The following is a 17204-nucleotide window of genomic DNA, read 5'->3' as shown; positions in this document are numbered from 1 at the left end:
AGCTGCTGCCCCCGATGAAGTGGAATGCCTGGGGAGACCCCGCAGAGGCCAAGCCGCTCTCCGACGGAATCCGCACCCTGCTCAAGCAGGCCCTCGGCGTCGACGCGGCCCCCGACGCCGAACGGCGACCAGACCAGGTGCGGTTGCGTCCGTCGGCGCTGTCGGACGCCGACCGCGCGGGGTTGGCAGAGCTCGTCGGCGCCGCGCACTGCGTCTCCGACGACATTGGCCGACTGTTGCGGGCGGGCGGAAAGTCCACGCTGGACCTGTTGCGGCGCCGCGACGACGGCGTCCAGGACGCCCCCGACGCGGTGCTGCTGCCCGGCGACGAGGACGAGGTCGCCGCGATCCTGCACTACTGCACTCAGCACGGCATCGCGGTCGTACCGTTCGGCGGCGGCACCAGCGTCGTCGGCGGGCTCGACCCCATCCGGGGCGACTTCAAGGCCGTCGTGTCGTTGGACCTGCGCCGTCTGAACCAGTTACACGGGCTCGACGAGGTCTCCGGAGAGGCCGAACTCGGCGCTGGCGTCACCGGACCCGAAGCCGAGGAACTCCTTGCCGCGCATGGATTCTCGTTGGGACACTTCCCGCAGAGCTTTCAGTTCGCCACCATCGGCGGCTTCGCGGCCACCCGTTCGTCGGGCCAGGACTCGGCCGGCTACGGACGGTTCGACGACATGGTTCGCGGGGTACGCGCCGTGACCCCCGCCGGTCTCCTCGACCTCGGTCGCGCGCCGGCCTCGGCCGCAGGTCCCGACCTGCGGCAGCTGATCGTCGGCTCCGAGGGCGTCTTCGGCGTGATCACCCGGGTGCGCGTCCGAGTGCATCCGGTTCCGGAGACCACCCGGTACGAGGCGTGGTCGTTCGGTGACTTCACCACTGGCGCAGCCGCTTTGCGGGCCGTCGTGCAGACCGGCACCGGCCCCACCGTCATCCGGCTGTCCGACGAGGCCGAGACCGGTGTCAACCTGGCCACCACCGAGCGCATCGGGGACCAGTCGATCACGGGCGGGTGCCTGGCGATCACAGCGTTCGAGGGCACCGAGGCACACACCGCGAGCCGACTCGAAGAGACGAGGGCGGTGCTCGAAGCCCACGGAGGCACCTCGCTGGGCGAGGCACCCGCGCGCGCATGGGAGCACGGCCGGTACGGCGCGCCCTACCTGCGCGACTCGCTGTTGGCGGCCGGCGCGCTGTGCGAGACGCTCGAGACCGCCACCAACTGGGGCAACCTGGCCACCCTCAAGGCGGCGGTGACCGAGGCGCTCACCGGTGCGCTTGCCGAAACCGGCACTCCGGCTTTGGTCTTGTGCCACATTTCCCATGTGTATCCGACTGGCGCGTCGTTGTACTTCACCGTCGTGGCCGGGCAGCGCGGCAATCCGATCGAGCAGTGGCGCAAGGCGAAGACCGCCGCGTCCGATGCGATGGTTCGCTGCGGTGCGACGATCACCCACCACCACGCCGTCGGCGCCGACCACCGGCCGTGGATGCGCGACGAGGTCGGCGACTTGGGCGTCGAGGTGCTGCGCGCGATCAAGGGCGTGCTCGACCCGGCGGGAATCCTCAACCCGGGCAAGCTGATCCCGTGACCGTCGGTCGGGTGACCGTGCTGACCAACCCCGCGTCGGGGCACGGTAGCGCGTCGCACGCGGCCGAGCGAGCCGTCGCGCAGTTGCATCGGCGCGGCGTCGACGTCGTCGCGATCGCGGGCACCGACGCCGAGCATGCCCGGCGGCTCGTCGAGGGTGCGCTGGAACGCGGCATGGACGCGCTCGTCGTCGTCGGCGGTGACGGCATCGTCTCGCTCGCGCTGCAGGTACTGGCGCAGACCGACATACCGCTCGGAATCATCCCAGCCGGTACGGGAAACGACCATGCACGCGAATTCGGCATTCCCACAAAGGATCCCGAGGCGGCGGCCGATGTCGTAGTCGACGGTCGCGTCGATACCATCGATCTGGGTCGCATCGCGGGCGCGGACGGTACCGACAAGTGGTTCGGCACGGTGATGGCCGCCGGCTTCGACTCGCTGGTGACGGACCGGACCAACCGCATGCGGTGGCCGCACGGCCGGATGCGCTACAACGTGGCGATGGTGGCCGAGCTCTCCAAGCTGCGATTGCTGCCATTCCGGTTGGCGTTCGACGGCGGCTCGGAACTCGACACCGAACTCACGCTGGCCGCCTTCGGCAACACGAAGAGCTACGGCGGCGGCATGCTGATCTGTCCGGACGCCGATCCCTCCGACGGCCAGCTGGACGCGACGATGGTGGCCTCGGCGTCCCGGACCAAGCTGATTCGCTTGTTCCCCACCGTGTTCAAGGGCACGCACGTCGACCTCGACGAGGTGCGCACCGCGCGGGCCAAGGTCATCACCGTCGACTCCCCTGGCATCAACGCGTACGCCGACGGCGAGTACGTGTGCCCGCTGCCGGTCGAAGTATCGGCGGTCTCGGGTGCGCTGAAGCTCCTACGACCGTAATCTCGGCGGCGATGGACTGGGAGTTTGACGCCGAGGTGTTCCAGTGGCGCGGACCTGCGCCGTACTTCTTCGTCTCCACGCCGGACGACGTCGACGCGTTCCTGCACGACCATGCCGCCGAACTGTCCTACGGCTGGGGCGTCATTCCGGCGCGAGTGAGGATCGGCGCCACCGAGGTCGGCACGTCGTTGATACCGCGGGACGACGTCTACCTGGTCCCGCTCAAGGTGGCGCTACGCCGACCGGAAGGCATCGACGACGGCGACGTCGTGCGCGTGCGGCTATCCGTCGGCAGCTGAGCGCTTACTCGTCGTCGTCCTTCGCGTGGCCGGCTACCCCCGGAGTCGGATCGTTCGCGGGATCCGCCAGCGGGTGAGGCTCACTGGCGTCGTCCGGCAGCGCGTGCCCGGGCACCCCAGGGGTGGGATCGTTGGCGGGATCCACGTGGAACTTCTCGTCGGGCATCGGCGTCCCCTCTCGTCGTCGCGACTGTCCATTCGGACACAGCGACCCTACGCCCGTCCGGCTATCCGACCCCGCGGTTGAGCCAGCTGATCTCACCGGTGTCGCCGCCGCCGCGGTAGGGCTCCAGCGCCTCGTCCCACGCAGTGCCGAGCACCGTATCCAGTTCGGCGGCGAGGGTGTCGGCGCCCGAGGACATCAGCCCGCGCAGCCGCATCTCGCCGACCATCACGTCGCCGTTGGCGCTCATGGCACCGCTCCACAACCCGAGTTGTGGGGTGTGGCACCAGCGGTGGCCGTCGACGCCTTCACTGGGGTCCTCGGTCACCTCGAAGCGCAACACCGACCACGAGCGCAGCGCGTTGGCCAGCGCAGCACCAGTCCCGACGGGCCCGCGCCAGTTGGTGATGGCGCGCAGCTGTGCCGGCATGGCCGGTTGAGGTGTCCACTTGAGGTTCGCTCGCGCCGACAGGGTCGACTGAAGCGCCCACTCGACGTGGGGACACACCGCCGCGGGTGAGGCGTGGACGTACACCACGCCTGTCGTCGCGTCGGCAAATTGGTTCGACGCACGCATCATCTGCTCCTTCGGCTTCCACTAGGGACGTCTTCCCCAACGCTCTGGCGGTTCCGAAAGGTAACGATGCAGTTGTGTCGCGCGTGTCCATTGTGCCTTGTGGGGCCTCTGTTGCGCTAGTGTGCTCCGAATTCTCTCAGCACTCCATCAGAGATCGCAGGCCACAAGGGGTAGGTCCACTCGTCGAACACGCGGTCGGTGAGCACCACCAAGGCCAGGTCAGCGGCCGGATCGACCCACAGAAACGTGCCCGTCTGGCCGAAGTGCCCGAACGTCGCACCCGAGTTCTCCGACCCGGTCCAGTGCGGCGACTTTCCGTCCCTGAGCTCGAAGCCCAGCCCCCAGTCGTTGGGCCGTTGCACGCCGAAGCCCGGCAACACGCCGGCCAACCCCGGGAACTGCACGGTCGTCGCCTCGGAATGCAGCTCGGCAGAGACCAACCTGGGACGAAGCAGGTCCCCCGCGAACATGGCCAGGTCGGCCACACAGGACTCGACGCCGAATCCGGCGGCCTCGACCCCGCCGACCAGGCGCGACGACGACATTCCGAGTGGTTCGAACACCGCCTCGCGCAGGTAGTCGGCGAAGTCGATGTCGGAGGCCCGTTGCACGGTCTCGGCGAGCACCTCGAAACCGGAGTTCGAGTAGACCCGCCTGGTGCCCGGTGCCGCGATCACGTCGGCCGACCGCATCGACAGGCCCGACGCGTGTGCCAGCAGATGACGAACAGTCGACCCCGGTGGACCCGCAGGGGTGTCGAGGTCGACGACGCCCTCCTCGATGGCAACTTGGACCGCGCGCGCGACGAGCGGCTTGGTCACCGACGCCAGCGCGAACACGTGATCGACGTCCCCGTGCTGGACCAGAACGCCGGACGGCCCGACCGCCGCTGCTGCGACGGTCGGGACCGGCCACTCCGATAACACGTCCAGCGGGCTCACCCGCTGGATGTTAGTGCGAGCGCGGATTCAGCGGGTTGGTGCCGTTGGTGACTTCGGTACCGTCCAAGACCCCGTCGAAGTCGGTGTCGGCCAGGAACGGGTTGGTGTGGTGGGTCAAGAGCTCGTCGTGCTTGCTCAGCCCGTCGTTGTCGTAGTCGTGCTCCACGGGAGCCGGCGGTGGAGGCGTCGGATCCGAAGGAGGCGTGTCCGACGGCGGCGACTGCGGCGGATCCCCATACGGATCGGTTGGCTGGCTGGTCGTGCAGCCCGACGCTCCGATGACGCCGCCACCGTTCGCCGCCAGCGCCTGCTTGCGCGCCAGTTCGACGACCGAGTGGATCGCGGTCGAGTACTCCTGGTGCAGCGTCGGGTCGGTGCCGATGGCAATGGCCGCGCAGCTGTTCTTGGCGATCACGTACGTCACGCAGCCGCCGCCACCGTTGTCCTGGCAGTTCTGCAGCGACGCGTCGCGCGCCGCGGCCTCGGATCCGGCGACCGCCATGCCCGACACCTTGCTGCCCAACGAATAGGACAGGGCGACATAAGCATCGGCGGCATTGGCAGGTGCGGCTGCGAACAGGCCGGCGAAGGCGACAGCGCCTGCAGCGACGAGCATGGCGGCCGCGGTGGGCTTGTTGATGGTGCTCATGGGTTGCTCCTTGACTGATTCCGGAACCCCCGATGGGCCGCGGTTACAGGTAGGAGCGAGCAGGGTCGGTCAGTCCCTCACATTTTTCAGAACGTCATTTTCGCGGGCTGCTGATCAGGTCCTCCACCGCCGCGTCAGCTCGCCTACTTGTGGGCGACGTAGTAGTTGTTGAACGGGTCCGACTCGATCTCGTTGACCGTCACCTCGCCGAAGCCGGCATCGGCGAGCATCGACGTGGCCAGCTGGCGACCCCAGCAGGTACCCAATCCCGCGCCGTCCAGGCCCAGCGACACGCTCATGCAGTGCATCGTCGAGACGGTGTACAGGTACGACGCCAGCGGGACGCCGATGTTGTCCTCGAGTTGGCTCGAAGCCTTGATGTCGACCATCAGCAGAGTCCCGCCCGGCCGCAATGCGCGATGGATGTTGGCCAACACCTGCGCGGGCTGAGCCTGATCGTGGATAGCGTCGAAAACCGTTATCACGTCGTAGCTTTCGACGGCGTCGAGCTTCGCCACATCCTGGGCGCTGAACGTCGCATTGCTGAGCCCACGGCTCTTCGCCTCGGCGACGCCGACCGCAAGGCCTTCCTCGGAGAAGTCGACGCCGGTGAACCGGCTGGCGGGGAACGCCTGGGCCATCACGTTGATGGCGTGCCCGCTGCCACAACCGATGTCGGCGACATCCGCACCGGCGCGAAGCCGTTCCGGCAGCCCGTCGGCCAGCGGCAGGACGGCGTCGACCAGTGCGGCGTCGAACACCTCGCCACTTTCCTCGGCCATCAGCTTGTGGAAGCGCGGATACTCGCTGTAGGACAACCCGCCGCCGGTCTGGAAGCAGCCGATGACCTTCTGCTCGACCTCGCCGAGCAGCGGGATGAACTGGGCGACGCGGGAGAGGTTTTCCGGCCCGGCAGCGCGGGTCAGCACCGCCGCGCGATGCCGTGGGAGCGAATACGTCTGCGTCGTCGGGTCGTAGTCGACGATCCGGCTGGCGACCACACCGCCCAGCCACTCCCGCACGTAGCGTTCGTTGAGCCCGGCCGAATCGGCGATGTGCGCGCTGGTGGCCGGCGGGAGTTCGGCCAGCGTGTCGAACAGCTTGGTCTGATGCCCGATGCTCAGCAGGATGGCCAGGCTGGCGCTGTCGATCGCTCCGACGATCCGTTCGGCGAACTGCTCGGTGGTGTCCGTTGAGGCAGCCGGGGATTCGTTCAATGTCGTCATGGCTCAAACGCTAGACCGGAGCGGCCGCCCTCGTTATCGGCCAAAGTGTGTAACTTCGCCGCCGCGTGTGGTGCAAATGATGCAGAGCGGCTACTGCAGCACGTTGTTCGTGCGCGCCCATGCCACCGCCGCGGTGCGCGACGAGACTTCGAGCTTGGCGTAGATGTTGGCCAGGTGCCGGCCGACCGTCTTCTCGCTGATGAAGATCTGCTGGGCCAGCGCACGATTGGTGGCGCCACCCGCGATGCCGCGGAGCACTTCGAGCTCGCGGCGCGTCAGCCCGCCAGGCGTGCCCCGACCGCAGACGCCGCTGGGTTCGACGGCGAGTTGGGTGTAGATGTTCTCCGCGGTGGCGATGTCAGCGGCCGCCGCGTCATTCTCGCCAATGCCTCTGTGCGCCAGGGCCATCCACTCGTACACCTCGGCCGTCTCATAGCGCGACCGCTGCGTGCGGTACTCGGGCAGCGCGGCTTGAAGGCTCACCAGCGCGGCGGCGTGTTCGCCCCTGCGGACCAGCACCGCTCCCCGGGCGTGTGCCGCCCAGGCCCGGTAGCCGGGGGTGTCGAAGGCGTCGGCGCCCTGCTCGAGCTCGCGGCAGTGCTGCTCGGCCTCGTCGAGGCCGTCGCGCGCCAACGCCACCTCGACCGCGGCCCGCAACATCCGCATCCGGTCCAGCCGGCCCACCCCGGACAACGCGACCCGCAGGTCGGTCCACGCCACCTCGGTCTGACCCGTGCGACACCGCAGCAGCGCCTCACCGGGTTGCGGGTCGACGCCGAGGCTGCGCGCCTTCGCGAACGCGGCCAGCGCACCCTCGGAGTCGCCACGCAAACGCCGGACCTCGCCGAGTTGGTAGAACCCCTCTCCCCCGACCCAGGAGTTGACGCCTTCCAACGCCGCACTGGCGGTGAGCAATTCGTTCTCCAGCCGCCGGTAGTCGTCGTCGGCCGACGCAAGCTGAAGCCGGTGTACGTCGCACACCCGGTAGTAGGTGGCCGTCTTGTGCACGTCGCACCAGCGCTCCATCGAGTCCGTCCAGGCTCGCATCCGCGGCAGGTCGGCGAGCTTGTGACACAGGTGCAGCACCACGCAGTAGATGTCACCCGCCCACTCCACGCGCACCTCACCGGCCAGCAGCGGCAGGATCGCCTCGTCGACGAAGGCGTACCCGTCGGAGACCCTGGCCTCGTAGAACGCGGCAAGCGCCTGTGTCACCAATGACAGCGACGTGAGCGACGGGTCGTCGAGCGGCGCGCAGATGTCGCGCATCGCCGCCGCGCGCCGGGAGAGCTCGTCGACGTTCTGGTCCAGCACCGCCACGATCGCGTCGAGGTAGGCGAGGTAGCCGTGCGTCGGGCCCGCGGGTGCGTCGCCGATCAGCCGGCGGGCGCGGTTCATCCACCCCTTGGCGATGTTCACGTCGCCGCGCGTCAGCCATTCCAAGCCGATGTCGAGCGCCTTCATCGAGGCAGCGGCCGGATCGGTCCGCACCATCTGGCTGTACACCTGTTCCGCGAGCCGCACCGCCTCCCGGCCGTGGCCCAGTCGCCAGGCCGCGGTCGCATAGGCGTCGAGGTCGTCGAGGGCCATGGGGCCGACGCCATCGGCGCGCACGAACGCCGCGTAACTGGCGCCCCAGTCGCGGCGTTGATGCGCGCTACGCGCCTCGGCGAGGTGATCGGTCAGAACATTCATGTCGAAACACATCACACCAGCCTGATCGACCGCTCGCTAGCCCCGTCCCACTAAGTTGTAGCCATGAGTCAGACCGTGCGTGGCGTGATCTCCAGGAGCAAGAAGCAACCCGTCGAGTTGGTCGACATCGTGATACCGGATCCGGGTCCTGGGGAGGTGGTGGTCGACGTGATCGCCTGCGGGGTGTGTCATACCGATCTGACCTACCGCGAGGGCGGCATCAACGACGAGTACCCGTTCCTGCTCGGCCACGAGGCCGCGGGCACCGTGGAGTCCGTTGGGCCCGGCGTGACGGCGGTGGCACCGGGTGACTTCGTGATCCTGAACTGGCGCGCGGTATGTGGGCAGTGCCGGGCCTGCAAGCGAGGCCGCCCGTGGTATTGCTTCGACACGTTCAACGCCGAGCAGAAGATGACGCTGACCGACGGCACCGAACTGACCCCGGCGCTGGGCATCGGCGCGTTCGCCGACAAGACACTCGTCGCGGCGGGCCAGTGTACGAAGGTCGATCCCGAGGCCGACCCCGCGGTGGCCGGCCTGTTGGGGTGCGGCGTGATGGCGGGCATCGGCGCCGCCATCAACACCGGCAACGTGGGCCGCAACGACACCGTCGCCGTGATCGGCTGCGGCGGCGTGGGTGATGCAGCCATCGCGGGCGCCGCGCTGGTGGGCGCCAAGAAGATCATCGCGGTCGACATGGACGACCAGAAGCTCAACTGGGCCCGCGACTTCGGCGCCACTCACACCATCAATGCCAAGGAGTTCGACGTCGTCGAGACGATCCAGGACCTCACCGACGGCAACGGCGCCGACGTCGTCATCGACGCGGTCGGTCGGCCCGAGACGTGGAAGCAGGCCTTCTACGCCCGCGACCTGGCCGGCACCGTGGTGCTCGTCGGCGTGCCCACCCCCGACATGACACTCGAGATACCGCTGGTCGACTTCTTCTCCCGCGGCGGAACCCTCAAGTCGTCCTGGTACGGCGACTGCCTACCCGAGCGCGACTTCCCCACCCTGATCAGCCTCTACCGCCAGGGTCGACTCCCGTTGGAACGATTCGTCTCCGAGCGCATCGGCTTAGAAGACATTGAGTCGGCATTCCATCGCATGCACGCCGGCGAGGTCCTGCGCTCGGTGGTGATGCTCTAGTGGTCGCCATTGAGCGCCTCGTCACCAGCGGCAAGTTCGAACTCGACGGCGGCAGCTGGGACGTCGACAACAACATCTGGCTCATCGGCGACGACTCCGAGGTCATCGTGTTCGACGCCGCACACACCGCGGCCCCGATCGTCGAGGCCGTCGGCGGCCGCAACGTCGTCGCCGTGGTGTGCACACACGGACACAACGACCACGTCACGGTGGCACCCGAGCTCGGCGAGACGCTCGACGCTCCGGTGCTGTTGCATCCTGCCGACGACGTGTTGTGGCGGATGACTCATCCGGACAAGGACTTTCGCTCGTTCGAGGACGGTGCCACGCTCACCGTCGGCGGTGTCGAACTACGCGCCCTGCACACCCCGGGACACTCGCCGGGGTCGGTGTGCTGGTACGTGCCCGACCTCAACGCGGTGATCAGCGGCGACACCTTGTTCCAGGGCGGACCAGGCGCCACCGGACGGTCCTACTCCGACTTCCCCACCATCCTGGCGTCGATCTCGCAGCGGTTGGGCATGCTCCCCGACGAGACCGTCGTCTACACCGGCCACGGCGACACCACCAGAATTGGCGACGAACTCGTCAACTACGACCAATGGGTGACCAGGGGGCACTAATGCCCGTCGAGGATCCGTCGCTTCTCGGCCTGGAACTCGTCCTCGGTGAGTGCACCCGAATCACGGAGCCGGGCAAGGGTGTTCAGCTGCTCGACCCGGACACCGTCGTCGGTCGGGGTATACGACGCGGACTGCTGGACCGGCGGGACGTAGGCGGGGGGCGCGTCCCAGCTCGTCACGCCGAACCCCGGTGACGGAGCGGGGTAGCCGGGCACCGGTACGGGCCTGCGCGCAACCCGCGCCGCCCACACCCGGGCTATCACGAGGTCGACGACGGCGATGCCGAAGATCGCGGCGAAGATCCACGGCAGGTTGCCGTAGCTGCTTCCGTGGCCGAAGGCGAGCGTCGGGTTGAGGTAGGCGCTGACTTTCCCGTCGAGGTTGACGTCGTACGTGCCCTCGACGGGGACGTGCAGGGTTCCGATGCGGATTCGGGCGTCGTTGTTCACCGTGGTCGTGGTGCCGTAGTCCTCCGTCAGCTGCGGCTCAGCGACACCTTCTGGCGCACCGATGCGGTACTTCAGCGGCGGAACGGGCAAGCCGCCGCCGCCGTTGGTCCCGCCGATGACGATCGTGTGAAAGGTGACGGTGACGTCGCCGGCGGGCAGGTGCAGGCTGCTCGAACCTGGAATCGGCACCTCCCCGTACGCGTCGTACTCGTCGAAGACGAACGCGTTGAGTATCAGCGTGACGACGAACCCGATGCCGGCGATCACCATCGTGAGGACGGCAACGGTGGTCAGGATCCGTGGCCCGAACGCGCGACTCATGCAGCGAAGTCTTTCATGGTGCCGCCGGAGCGGCGATCAGAACTCTCCGTGCAACTGTCGGGCGGCACCCAGGTCCGACCACTACCGTCTGTGTATGCGCGAATCGAGCGTCGTGGTGCGTCCCGAGGCCAAGGACAGCGGCTGGTACAGCGCCAGTTCGCGGCTGAAGGCGGCCGGATTGCCGGAGGCTATAACGCTTTTCGAACAGTCGGCTGAAGTGGTGCCGATCCCCCGCTCGCCGCGCCCCATCGTGATCGCCGACTACGGTGCCGGGACCGGGCACAACTCGGTGCTGCCCATCTGCGCGGCGATCGCGGTGCTGCGCAAGCGCACCCGGCCCGAGCATTCGATCCTGGTGACCCACACCGACGTGCCGGAGAACGACTTCACCGCGTTGTTCCGCACGCTGACCGCCGACCCGGACAGCTATCTGAAGCGGGACCCCGCCTCGTTCGCGTCGGCCGTCGGGCGGTCGTACTACTCGCAGATCCTGCCGTCGAACAGCGTGAACCTGGCCTGGTCGTCGTGGGCGCTGCACTGGCTGGGCCGGCCGGTGCCCGCGAGTGACCATCTGCTGGCGGCCTACAGCGGCGACCAGGACTCCCGCGCCGCACACGCCCGGCAGGCCTCCTTTGACTGGCACGAGTTCGTCGCGTTCCGCGGTCGCGAGCTGTGCCCGGGCGGGCGGCTGGTGGTGACCACTCTGGGCGTCGACGAAGACGGCGAGTTGGGGTTTCGGCCCCTGCTCGACGCCATGACGGCGACGTTGGACGAACTGTCGCACGACGGTGTGGTCACTGAGGACGAGCTGAGCGCGATGTCGATACCGATCGTCGGACGTCGCCCCAAGGACTTCGAATCGCCGTTCGCACCGTCTGGAACGTTCGAGAAGCTCTCCATCGTCCAACTCGAGACCTTCGACGCCGAGGACCGCTTCTGGAAGCAGTTCCAAAGCGATGGCAAGGAAACGACTTTCGGCGCTCAGTGGGCGGCGTTCCTGCGGGCCGCCCTGTTTCCCACCCTGGCCACCGCCCTCACCGAGGAGCGTGCCGAACCGACGTCGCCGTTCTTCGACAAGCTCGAGGCGGGCATCGCCGCCCGACTCGCCGCCGCGCCCGCACCTGTGCGGATTCCCCTCGCCCAGGTCGTCATCGAGAAGAGTCAGCGCACCACGGGCCAGTGACCGTCAGCTTGCCGCCCGTTCCCGAAAGGTGTTGCGGTAGCTCTGCGGGGAAACCCCGGTGAGCCTGCGGAACTGTTCGCGGAAGTTGGCCGGCGACGCGAAGCCGACGTCGCGACCGATGCGCTCCACCCCCGCCGATGTGGTCTCGAGCAGCTGCTGGGCATGACGGACCCGGACGCCGGTCAACCACTGCATCGGGGTCTGCCCCGTCTCGTCCTGGAAGCGCCGGTTCAGGGTGCGCACGCTCACCGCGGCCTGCGTGGCGATGTCTGCGAGCACGAGGTCGCGGTGCGCTTCCCGTTCGATCCAGGCCAGCACGTCGTGGAGTCCCGTTGGTTCCGCAATGCCGTTGGCGGCCGGGCGATTGCGCACGATGAACTGGGCCTGACCGCCGCTGCGGTGCAGCGGCGCGACCGCCAACCGCGCGGCGTCGGCGGCCACGGCAGCACCGTAGTCGCGAGCCACCATGTGCAGACAGAGGTCCAGCCCGGCCGACGCCCCGGCGGACGTGAGCACCTGACCGTCGTCGACGTACAGCACGTCGGCATCCAGGTGCACCGCGGGGAACGCAGCGCGGAAGTGGTCGGCCGCCACCCAGTGCGTGGTCGCCCGCCTGCCGTCGAGCAGGCCCGCCGCGGCGAGGGTGAAGGCGCCCGAACAGATCGACGCGATACGCACACCCCTGGCGTAGGCGGCCACCAACGCCTCGATCGCGGTGTGCGGTGGCGCCGTGGCGACGTCGTTGCGTCCCGGCACGACGATGGTGTCGGCGTCTTCGAGCGCGTCGAGCCCGTGGTCGGTGGCGATGCGCAACGGCCCCGCGGTGACGACCGGATCGGTCCCGCACACGATGACCCGATAGCACGCTTCGCCGGTGCCCGATTCGACCCGGCCGAAGACCTCGACTGGTGTGGCCAGGTCGAACGCGATGGTGTCGGGCATCGCGAGCACGGCGACGGTGTGCATGAGCGGCACGCTACCAAAGGCTGGCAAGATCCCGTCGATACATGGCGTTCTGGTCACTGGTGACGCGGACCCGGGCCGACGACCATGGCCTGATGCATGCGCAGCTCGTCTTGTTCGACGGGTTCGACCCGCTCGACGTCATCGCCCCGTTCGAAGTGCTCGCCGCGGGTAGCGACGCGGTCGGAGGCGAGCTCGAGGTCGTGCTGGTGTCGGCCGAGGGACCACGCCCGGTGGTCAGCGGCACCCGCGGGCTGGTGCTGAACGCGACCGCCGGACTGGACCCGACGAAGGCCGGATACGTGATCGTGCCGGGAGCCAGCGGGCCCATCGACGGTGACCCCGACGAGATCGACACCATCCCCGTGCTGCTGGCCCGGTTCGGTGAGACCGGGGCCGTCGATTTGATGCGCAAGGCGTTCGCGAACCCCAACATCACGGTGGCCACCGTGTGCGGCGGCTCGCTCGCGTTGGCGATGGCCGGGCTGATCGAGGGACGCAACGCCGTCACCCATCACCTCGGCATGGACGTGCTCGAGGCGACGGGTGTCAACGCCGTGGCGGCGCGGGTGGTCGACGACGGCGACCTCGTCACCGCGGGCGGCGTGACGTCGGGTCTGGACCTCGCGCTGCACCTGCTCGAGCGCAGCTATGGACCGCGCGTGGCGCTGGCCGTCGAGGAACTGTTCGAGTACGAGCGAAGGGGAACGGTGTGGAGCTGATCGGCGAATGGGATGTGGCGATCAAGACGCCGATCGGATCGCTCTCCGTGGTCTACGTATTCACCGAATCCGTTGGCGCGCTGACTGGTTCGGCGACGCTCAGGGACGAGACCGTGGCGTTGCAGGACCTCGCCATCGACGGTGCACGGGCGACGTGGCGGCAGTCGGTGACCAAGCCGATGCGGCTGAACCTCGACTTCGACGTCACCGTCGATGGCGACCGATTGACCGGGCATTCGAAGGCCGGCCGGTTGCCCCGCTCGGCGGTGAACGGCACTCGGCGTCGCGGTCGCAATTGACACGTCGGCACATTGCCACCCGCTTTCCAGGGGAGGACGATAAGACCCGACGGCGGCGCCGTCTCGACGCTGCCCCGTCTAGAGGAGGCAGATTGTGTACGCACGAACGACAACCATGGAGGCAACACCCTCATCCATAGACGCAGGCATCGCCTACGTCCGCGACGAAGTGATGCCCTTGCTCGAGGGCCTGGATGGCTACGTTGGCTTGTCCCTGTTGGCCGACCGTTCATCCGGCCGCTGCATCACTACCAGCGCCTGGGAGTCCGAGGACGCGAGGCGCGCGAGCGCATCGGCTGTTGAGGAGGTCCGCAGCCGCGCCGCGGAGATCTTCGGCGGCGGCAGCCCCACCATCGAGGAATGGGAGATCGCGGTGCTGCATCGCGACCACGACGCGGGTGAGGGCGCCTGCGTTCGCGTCACCTGGGCCAACGTCGATCGCGACCAGGTGGACGCGGGTATCGAGGTCTTCAAGGCGGCCCTTCCCGCAATGCAGGAAATCGAAGGGCACTGCAGCGCAAGCTTGTTGGTGAACAGGACGTCGGGCCGCGGCGTGTCGTCGGTGGCCTACGAGAGCGCCGACGTGATGGAGCGCAACCACGCCGAGATGGACCGACTAAAGGGCTCGGTGTCCGAGGAGGCGGCCGCCCGGATCACCGAAGAGCACGACTTCGAGTTGGTAATCGCCCACCTACGGGTTCCCGAGATGGCCTGATTTCACGGCTAGCAGGTCCGGGAGCAGATCGTCGGGAGCGTTCGGGGCACTCAGTTGCGGCGGGTCCGATGCCGCGACTGAGTGCGCCGTCATGGCGTCCTCGGTGTGCTCGGATTCCCGTGGGGTGGACCGTTCGAGGAACCGGAGCAGTTCGACGGGGAAGGGCAGCACCAGGGTGGAGTTCTTCTCCGCCGCAACCTCGACGACGGTCTCCAGCAGGCGCAGTTGCAGCGCCGCCGGATGCTCAGCCATCACCTGGGCCGCCAGCGCCAGTTTCTCCGACGCCTGGAACTCGCCGTCGGCGGTGATGACTCTTGCTCGTCGCTCGCGCTCCGCCTCGGCCTGACGCGCTATCGACCGCTTCATCGAATCGGGCAAGACGACGTCCTTGATCTCCACGCGGTCGATGTGAATCCCCCAGCCGAGTGCCGGGCTGTCGATCAGCAACTCCAGGCCCTGGTTGAGTCGCTCGCGGTTGGACAGCAGGTCGTCCAGGTTGCTCTTGCCGATGATCGAGCGCAGCGACGTCTGCGCCACTTGACCGATGGCGGACCTGTAGTCCTGTACGTCGACCACTGCGCGCACCGGGTCCACCACCTTGAAGTAGATGACGGCATCCACCCGGACGGTCACGTTGTCTCGGGTGATGCCGTCCTGGGCAGGTACCGGAAGCGTGATGATCTGCATGTTCACCTTCTGGAGGCGATCGGCGATGGGCACCAGCATCGTGAGTCCGGGACCCCTGATGCCCGATTGCACCCGTCCGAATCGAAAGACGACGCCTCGTTCGAATTGCTTTACGACGCGAATGTTCTGCCCGAGCCAGAGCAGGAGAAGGCCGGCCGCGGCAGCCAGCAGGTAGGTGGTGATCATGATGTCTCCATTCCGCCCGAGATCGCCACCGGCGCTCAGAGGTCAGAACGGCATCCGACCGTTCTCCGGCCCCGACGGGCCCGAGTCCATGCTCCAATTCTGGCACCGCCGCGGTCAGGGCGCCATCTCGTAGGCGCCGTCATACGCCTTGACGCGTGACCACACCCGGTCGAAGCGCTCCGCGTCGGGCAGCGGCTTGCGGATCGCGCCGACCGCCCAGTCCTGCTGCGCCTGCGTTGACGTCGGCTTGCCGTGCAGCGCAACGGCGTACGTGCTGAAGTCGCGGATCTGGAAGTCGAAGATCGCATCGACGACGTCGTCGTCGAGCCCCGTCAGCGCCGCCTGCTCGAGAATCAGCTGGCCGTAGACGATCAGCGAGAACAGGTGCCCGACGTTCAGCAGGAAGTCGAGGTCCTTCGCCTGCTCGGCATCGGGGGCCGCGGTCAGGAGGAATTCCCGGAACGCCTTGGCCTGTTCGTAGAACAGGGCGACGTTCGGGACGTGCACGTGATTCTCATACGCCGGGGTCCAGTCGGCGAACTGGATCGCCCCCGCACCGCGAGTGGGTCCCTGATTCCAGAAGAACATGTCGTCGGCGGCGTCGTTGCGAGTCGGAATCTCCGGGTATTCCTTGGGATTGAGCATGTAGTTCGGCATGAACTTGAGCACCAGGCCGACGTTGACGTGCACCGTGCCCTCGAGTCGGGGCAGGCAGCCGATGAGCTGGGCGACCTCGCGGAACATGGTGTTCTTCTCGTAGCCCTTGGCGGCGATCACGTCGTGCAGCGACCGCATGACGGTCTCGCCCTCCATCGTGACCTTCGCCTTGGTCATCGGATTGAACAGCAGGTAGCGCCGGTCGTCCAGGCTCGCGCTGCGGAAGTAGTCGATGGCGCGCTTGCTGAAGAGCTTCATCGCGACCAGCCGCCCGTAGGCGTCGACGAAGTTGGCCCGCACGTGGCCGAAGTCGGTGACCGGGTTGCCGTAGAGGATGCGGTTCTGTGCGTGGGTAATGGCCTCGTAGAACGCGTGCTCGGCCATGCCGATCGACGCCGAGCACAGGTTGAACTTGCCGACGTTTACCGTATTCAGTGCTGCGGCAAAGGCTTCCACGCCGCTGTGCAGAATGTCCTCGGCGCGCACCGGGTAGTTCTCCAGCCGGAAGGTGCTCACGTAGATCTGCATGTGCACGACGTTGTCGATCAGGTGGTAGTTCTCGTGGCGGCTGTCGGCGGCAAAGAACACGTATGCGTCCTGACCTTCGACGTCGCCGCGCCTGCCGAACACCGACACCAGGCTCGCGACGTTGCCGTTGCCGATGTAGTACTTCTCCCCCGACGCCCGGTAGAGGATCCCGTTCGCGCGGTCCTCCTCGCTGGCCGGGGTGAGCACCATGTCGGTGCTGTAGACGTCGGCGCCGTGCTCGCGCTCGGACAACCCGAACGCCATCACCTCACCGGCCTCGAGGTCGTCGGCGGCCCTGAGCTTGGCGTCCTTGTTCTCGCTCTGCCAGACCGGGCCGAGCCCGAGGATGGTGACCTGCTCGGTGTACCAGTAGGTCAGGCCGTAGAAGCCGAGGATCTCGGCCAGCGCGGCGTTTCGCGCCCCGTCCCAGCGCTTGTCCGGGTTCCCGTCCGCGAACTCCGACGGCGTCAGGAACGTCGCGAAGAGCTTCTCCCGCTTCACGAACTCGACGAAGTCGGCAGGCCACTGCGCCTTCAGGTCGTCGTCGAGGATGCGCTTCTTGCCCTGCCCCTCGAAGAAGTCGATCGTGGCCCGCAGCAACCTGTGGGTCTCGGTGTCGAACTCCTGTGGGTCGTACGTATTCGGATCGAAGAGCAACCCGTCGGTCTCAGTCATGCGTTTCAA

19 protein-coding genes are annotated in these 17204 nt (G+C 67.7%); 9 read left to right on the top strand and 10 right to left on the bottom strand.

Annotation, left to right across the window (positions count from 1 at the left end; translation table 11 throughout):
* Window positions 1-14 precede the first annotated feature (14 nt).
* Genes SLQ33_RS01065 through SLQ33_RS01055 form a run of 3 tightly spaced genes read left to right on the top strand, consistent with a single transcriptional unit; the run spans window position 15 to window position 2787 of the window.
* Window positions 15-1595, top strand: coding sequence for an FAD-binding oxidoreductase (locus tag SLQ33_RS01065; RefSeq protein WP_319452525.1), 1581 nt, complete (start codon window positions 15-17; stop codon window positions 1593-1595).
* A complete protein-coding gene (locus tag SLQ33_RS01060) occupies window positions 1592-2488 on the top strand; it encodes a diacylglycerol kinase (protein ID WP_319451928.1) in 897 nt (298 codons plus the stop codon). The genes SLQ33_RS01065 and SLQ33_RS01060 overlap by 4 nt, the downstream gene beginning before the upstream one ends.
* A gap of 11 nt (window positions 2489-2499) precedes the next feature.
* Window positions 2500-2787 (top strand): DUF1905 domain-containing protein, encoded by a 288-nt coding sequence (locus tag SLQ33_RS01055; RefSeq protein ID WP_319451927.1) that lies wholly within the window; start codon window positions 2500-2502, stop codon window positions 2785-2787.
* A gap of 4 nt (window positions 2788-2791) precedes the next feature.
* Here the strand turns inward: SLQ33_RS01055 and SLQ33_RS01050 are convergent, their stop codons facing one another.
* The 6 genes from SLQ33_RS01050 to SLQ33_RS01025 form a co-directional block, all read right to left on the bottom strand.
* Window positions 2792-2953, bottom strand: coding sequence for a hypothetical protein (locus SLQ33_RS01050; protein WP_319451926.1), 162 nt, complete (start codon window positions 2951-2953; stop codon window positions 2792-2794).
* Window positions 2954-3014: 61 nt separating this feature from the next.
* Window positions 3015-3527, bottom strand: coding sequence for a DUF3145 domain-containing protein (locus SLQ33_RS01045; RefSeq protein WP_319451925.1), 513 nt, complete (start codon window positions 3525-3527; stop codon window positions 3015-3017).
* Window positions 3528-3643: 116 nt separating this feature from the next.
* Window positions 3644-4468, bottom strand: a complete 825-nt coding sequence (locus tag SLQ33_RS01040; protein ID WP_319451924.1) for a serine hydrolase domain-containing protein — start codon at window positions 4466-4468, stop codon at window positions 3644-3646.
* Window positions 4469-4478: 10 nt separating this feature from the next.
* Window positions 4479-5117 carry a DUF4189 domain-containing protein gene (locus SLQ33_RS01035; protein ID WP_319451923.1) on the bottom strand — a complete coding sequence of 213 codons (639 nt, stop codon included), beginning with the start codon at window positions 5115-5117 and terminating at the stop codon, window positions 4479-4481.
* Window positions 5118-5260: 143 nt separating this feature from the next.
* A complete protein-coding gene (locus SLQ33_RS01030; RefSeq protein ID WP_319451922.1) occupies window positions 5261-6343 on the bottom strand; it encodes a class I SAM-dependent methyltransferase in 1083 nt (360 codons plus the stop codon).
* A gap of 90 nt (window positions 6344-6433) precedes the next feature.
* Entirely contained in the window at window positions 6434-8038 is a 1605-nt protein-coding gene (locus SLQ33_RS01025; protein ID WP_319451921.1) for a helix-turn-helix transcriptional regulator, read from the bottom strand.
* Between the two features lie 63 nt (window positions 8039-8101).
* Between SLQ33_RS01025 and SLQ33_RS01020 the strand changes: the two genes are divergently transcribed.
* Entirely contained in the window at window positions 8102-9187 is a 1086-nt protein-coding gene (locus SLQ33_RS01020) for an S-(hydroxymethyl)mycothiol dehydrogenase (protein ID WP_319451920.1), read from the top strand.
* On the top strand, window positions 9187-9810 hold the full coding sequence (locus tag SLQ33_RS01015) for an MBL fold metallo-hydrolase (protein WP_319451919.1): 624 nt from the start codon (window positions 9187-9189) through the stop codon (window positions 9808-9810). Before SLQ33_RS01020 ends, SLQ33_RS01015 begins: the two co-directional genes overlap by 1 nt.
* Here the strand turns inward: SLQ33_RS01015 and SLQ33_RS01010 are convergent.
* The gene (locus tag SLQ33_RS01010) at window positions 9807-10580 is read right to left on the bottom strand and encodes an SHOCT domain-containing protein (protein ID WP_319451918.1); all 774 of its coding nucleotides are present in this window, start codon (window positions 10578-10580) and stop codon (window positions 9807-9809) included. The genes SLQ33_RS01015 and SLQ33_RS01010 overlap by 4 nt on opposite strands.
* 94 nt (window positions 10581-10674) lie before the next feature.
* Here SLQ33_RS01010 and SLQ33_RS01005 point away from each other — a divergent pair, with 94 nt between their 5' ends.
* Window positions 10675-11763 (top strand): SAM-dependent methyltransferase, encoded by a 1089-nt coding sequence (locus tag SLQ33_RS01005; protein WP_319451917.1) that lies wholly within the window; start codon window positions 10675-10677, stop codon window positions 11761-11763.
* A 3-nt stretch (window positions 11764-11766) separates the two neighbouring features.
* Here SLQ33_RS01005 and SLQ33_RS01000 read toward each other — a convergent pair whose 3' ends face one another.
* Window positions 11767-12729: a GlxA family transcriptional regulator gene (locus tag SLQ33_RS01000; RefSeq protein WP_319451916.1), complete on the bottom strand. Its 963-nt coding sequence runs from the start codon at window positions 12727-12729 to the stop codon at window positions 11767-11769.
* A gap of 92 nt (window positions 12730-12821) precedes the next feature.
* Here SLQ33_RS01000 and SLQ33_RS00995 point away from each other — a divergent pair, with 92 nt between their 5' ends.
* The 3 genes from SLQ33_RS00995 (at window position 12822) to SLQ33_RS00985 (ending at window position 14462) form a co-directional block, all read left to right on the top strand.
* On the top strand, window positions 12822-13448 hold the full coding sequence (locus SLQ33_RS00995; protein ID WP_319452524.1) for a DJ-1/PfpI family protein: 627 nt from the start codon (window positions 12822-12824) through the stop codon (window positions 13446-13448).
* Window positions 13439-13747 (top strand): hypothetical protein, encoded by a 309-nt coding sequence (locus tag SLQ33_RS00990; protein ID WP_319451915.1) that lies wholly within the window; start codon window positions 13439-13441, stop codon window positions 13745-13747. The genes SLQ33_RS00995 and SLQ33_RS00990 overlap by 10 nt, the downstream gene beginning before the upstream one ends.
* 94 nt (window positions 13748-13841) lie before the next feature.
* The gene (locus tag SLQ33_RS00985; protein ID WP_319451914.1) at window positions 13842-14462 is read left to right on the top strand and encodes a hypothetical protein; all 621 of its coding nucleotides are present in this window, start codon (window positions 13842-13844) and stop codon (window positions 14460-14462) included.
* Here SLQ33_RS00985 and SLQ33_RS00980 read toward each other — a convergent pair.
* Window positions 14439-15335, bottom strand: coding sequence for a slipin family protein (locus SLQ33_RS00980; RefSeq protein ID WP_319451913.1), 897 nt, complete (start codon window positions 15333-15335; stop codon window positions 14439-14441). The genes SLQ33_RS00985 and SLQ33_RS00980 overlap by 24 nt on opposite strands.
* Window positions 15336-15449: 114 nt before the next feature.
* The gene (locus SLQ33_RS00975) at window positions 15450-17195 is read right to left on the bottom strand and encodes an acyl-CoA dehydrogenase family protein (protein ID WP_319451912.1); all 1746 of its coding nucleotides are present in this window, start codon (window positions 17193-17195) and stop codon (window positions 15450-15452) included.
* Between the last annotated feature and the right edge of the window lie 9 nt (window positions 17196-17204).

The sequence above is a fragment of the Mycobacterium sp. RTGN6 genome (assembly GCF_033804605.1).
Classification (GTDB): domain Bacteria; phylum Actinomycetota; class Actinomycetes; order Mycobacteriales; family Mycobacteriaceae; genus Mycobacterium.
The sequence above is the reverse complement of the archived record's forward strand: the minus strand, read 5'-3'. Positions and strand labels throughout refer to the sequence as shown.

Coding starts and splice junctions, on each gene's coding strand:
- SLQ33_RS01065 (WP_319452525.1), top strand. CDS start 15: ATGAAGTGGAATGCCTGGGGAGACCCCGCAGAGGCCAAGCCGCTCTCC.
- SLQ33_RS01055 (WP_319451927.1), top strand. CDS start 2,500: ATGGACTGGGAGTTTGACGCCGAGGTGTTCCAGTGGCGCGGACCTGCG.
- SLQ33_RS01050 (WP_319451926.1), bottom strand. CDS start 2,953: ATGCCCGACGAGAAGTTCCACGTGGATCCCGCCAACGATCCCACCCCT.
- SLQ33_RS01045 (WP_319451925.1), bottom strand. CDS start 3,527: ATGCGTGCGTCGAACCAATTTGCCGACGCGACGACAGGCGTGGTGTAC.
- SLQ33_RS01035 (WP_319451923.1), bottom strand. CDS start 5,117: ATGAGCACCATCAACAAGCCCACCGCGGCCGCCATGCTCGTCGCTGCA.
- SLQ33_RS01030 (WP_319451922.1), bottom strand. CDS start 6,343: ATGACGACATTGAACGAATCCCCGGCTGCCTCAACGGACACCACCGAG.
- SLQ33_RS01025 (WP_319451921.1), bottom strand. CDS start 8,038: ATGAATGTTCTGACCGATCACCTCGCCGAGGCGCGTAGCGCGCATCAA.
- SLQ33_RS01020 (WP_319451920.1), top strand. CDS start 8,102: ATGAGTCAGACCGTGCGTGGCGTGATCTCCAGGAGCAAGAAGCAACCC.
- SLQ33_RS01010 (WP_319451918.1), bottom strand. CDS start 10,580: ATGAGTCGCGCGTTCGGGCCACGGATCCTGACCACCGTTGCCGTCCTC.
- SLQ33_RS01005 (WP_319451917.1), top strand. CDS start 10,675: ATGCGCGAATCGAGCGTCGTGGTGCGTCCCGAGGCCAAGGACAGCGGC.
- SLQ33_RS01000 (WP_319451916.1), bottom strand. CDS start 12,729: ATGCACACCGTCGCCGTGCTCGCGATGCCCGACACCATCGCGTTCGAC.
- SLQ33_RS00995 (WP_319452524.1), top strand. CDS start 12,822: ATGCATGCGCAGCTCGTCTTGTTCGACGGGTTCGACCCGCTCGACGTC.
- SLQ33_RS00980 (WP_319451913.1), bottom strand. CDS start 15,335: ATGATCACCACCTACCTGCTGGCTGCCGCGGCCGGCCTTCTCCTGCTC.
- SLQ33_RS00975 (WP_319451912.1), bottom strand. CDS start 17,195: ATGACTGAGACCGACGGGTTGCTCTTCGATCCGAATACGTACGACCCA.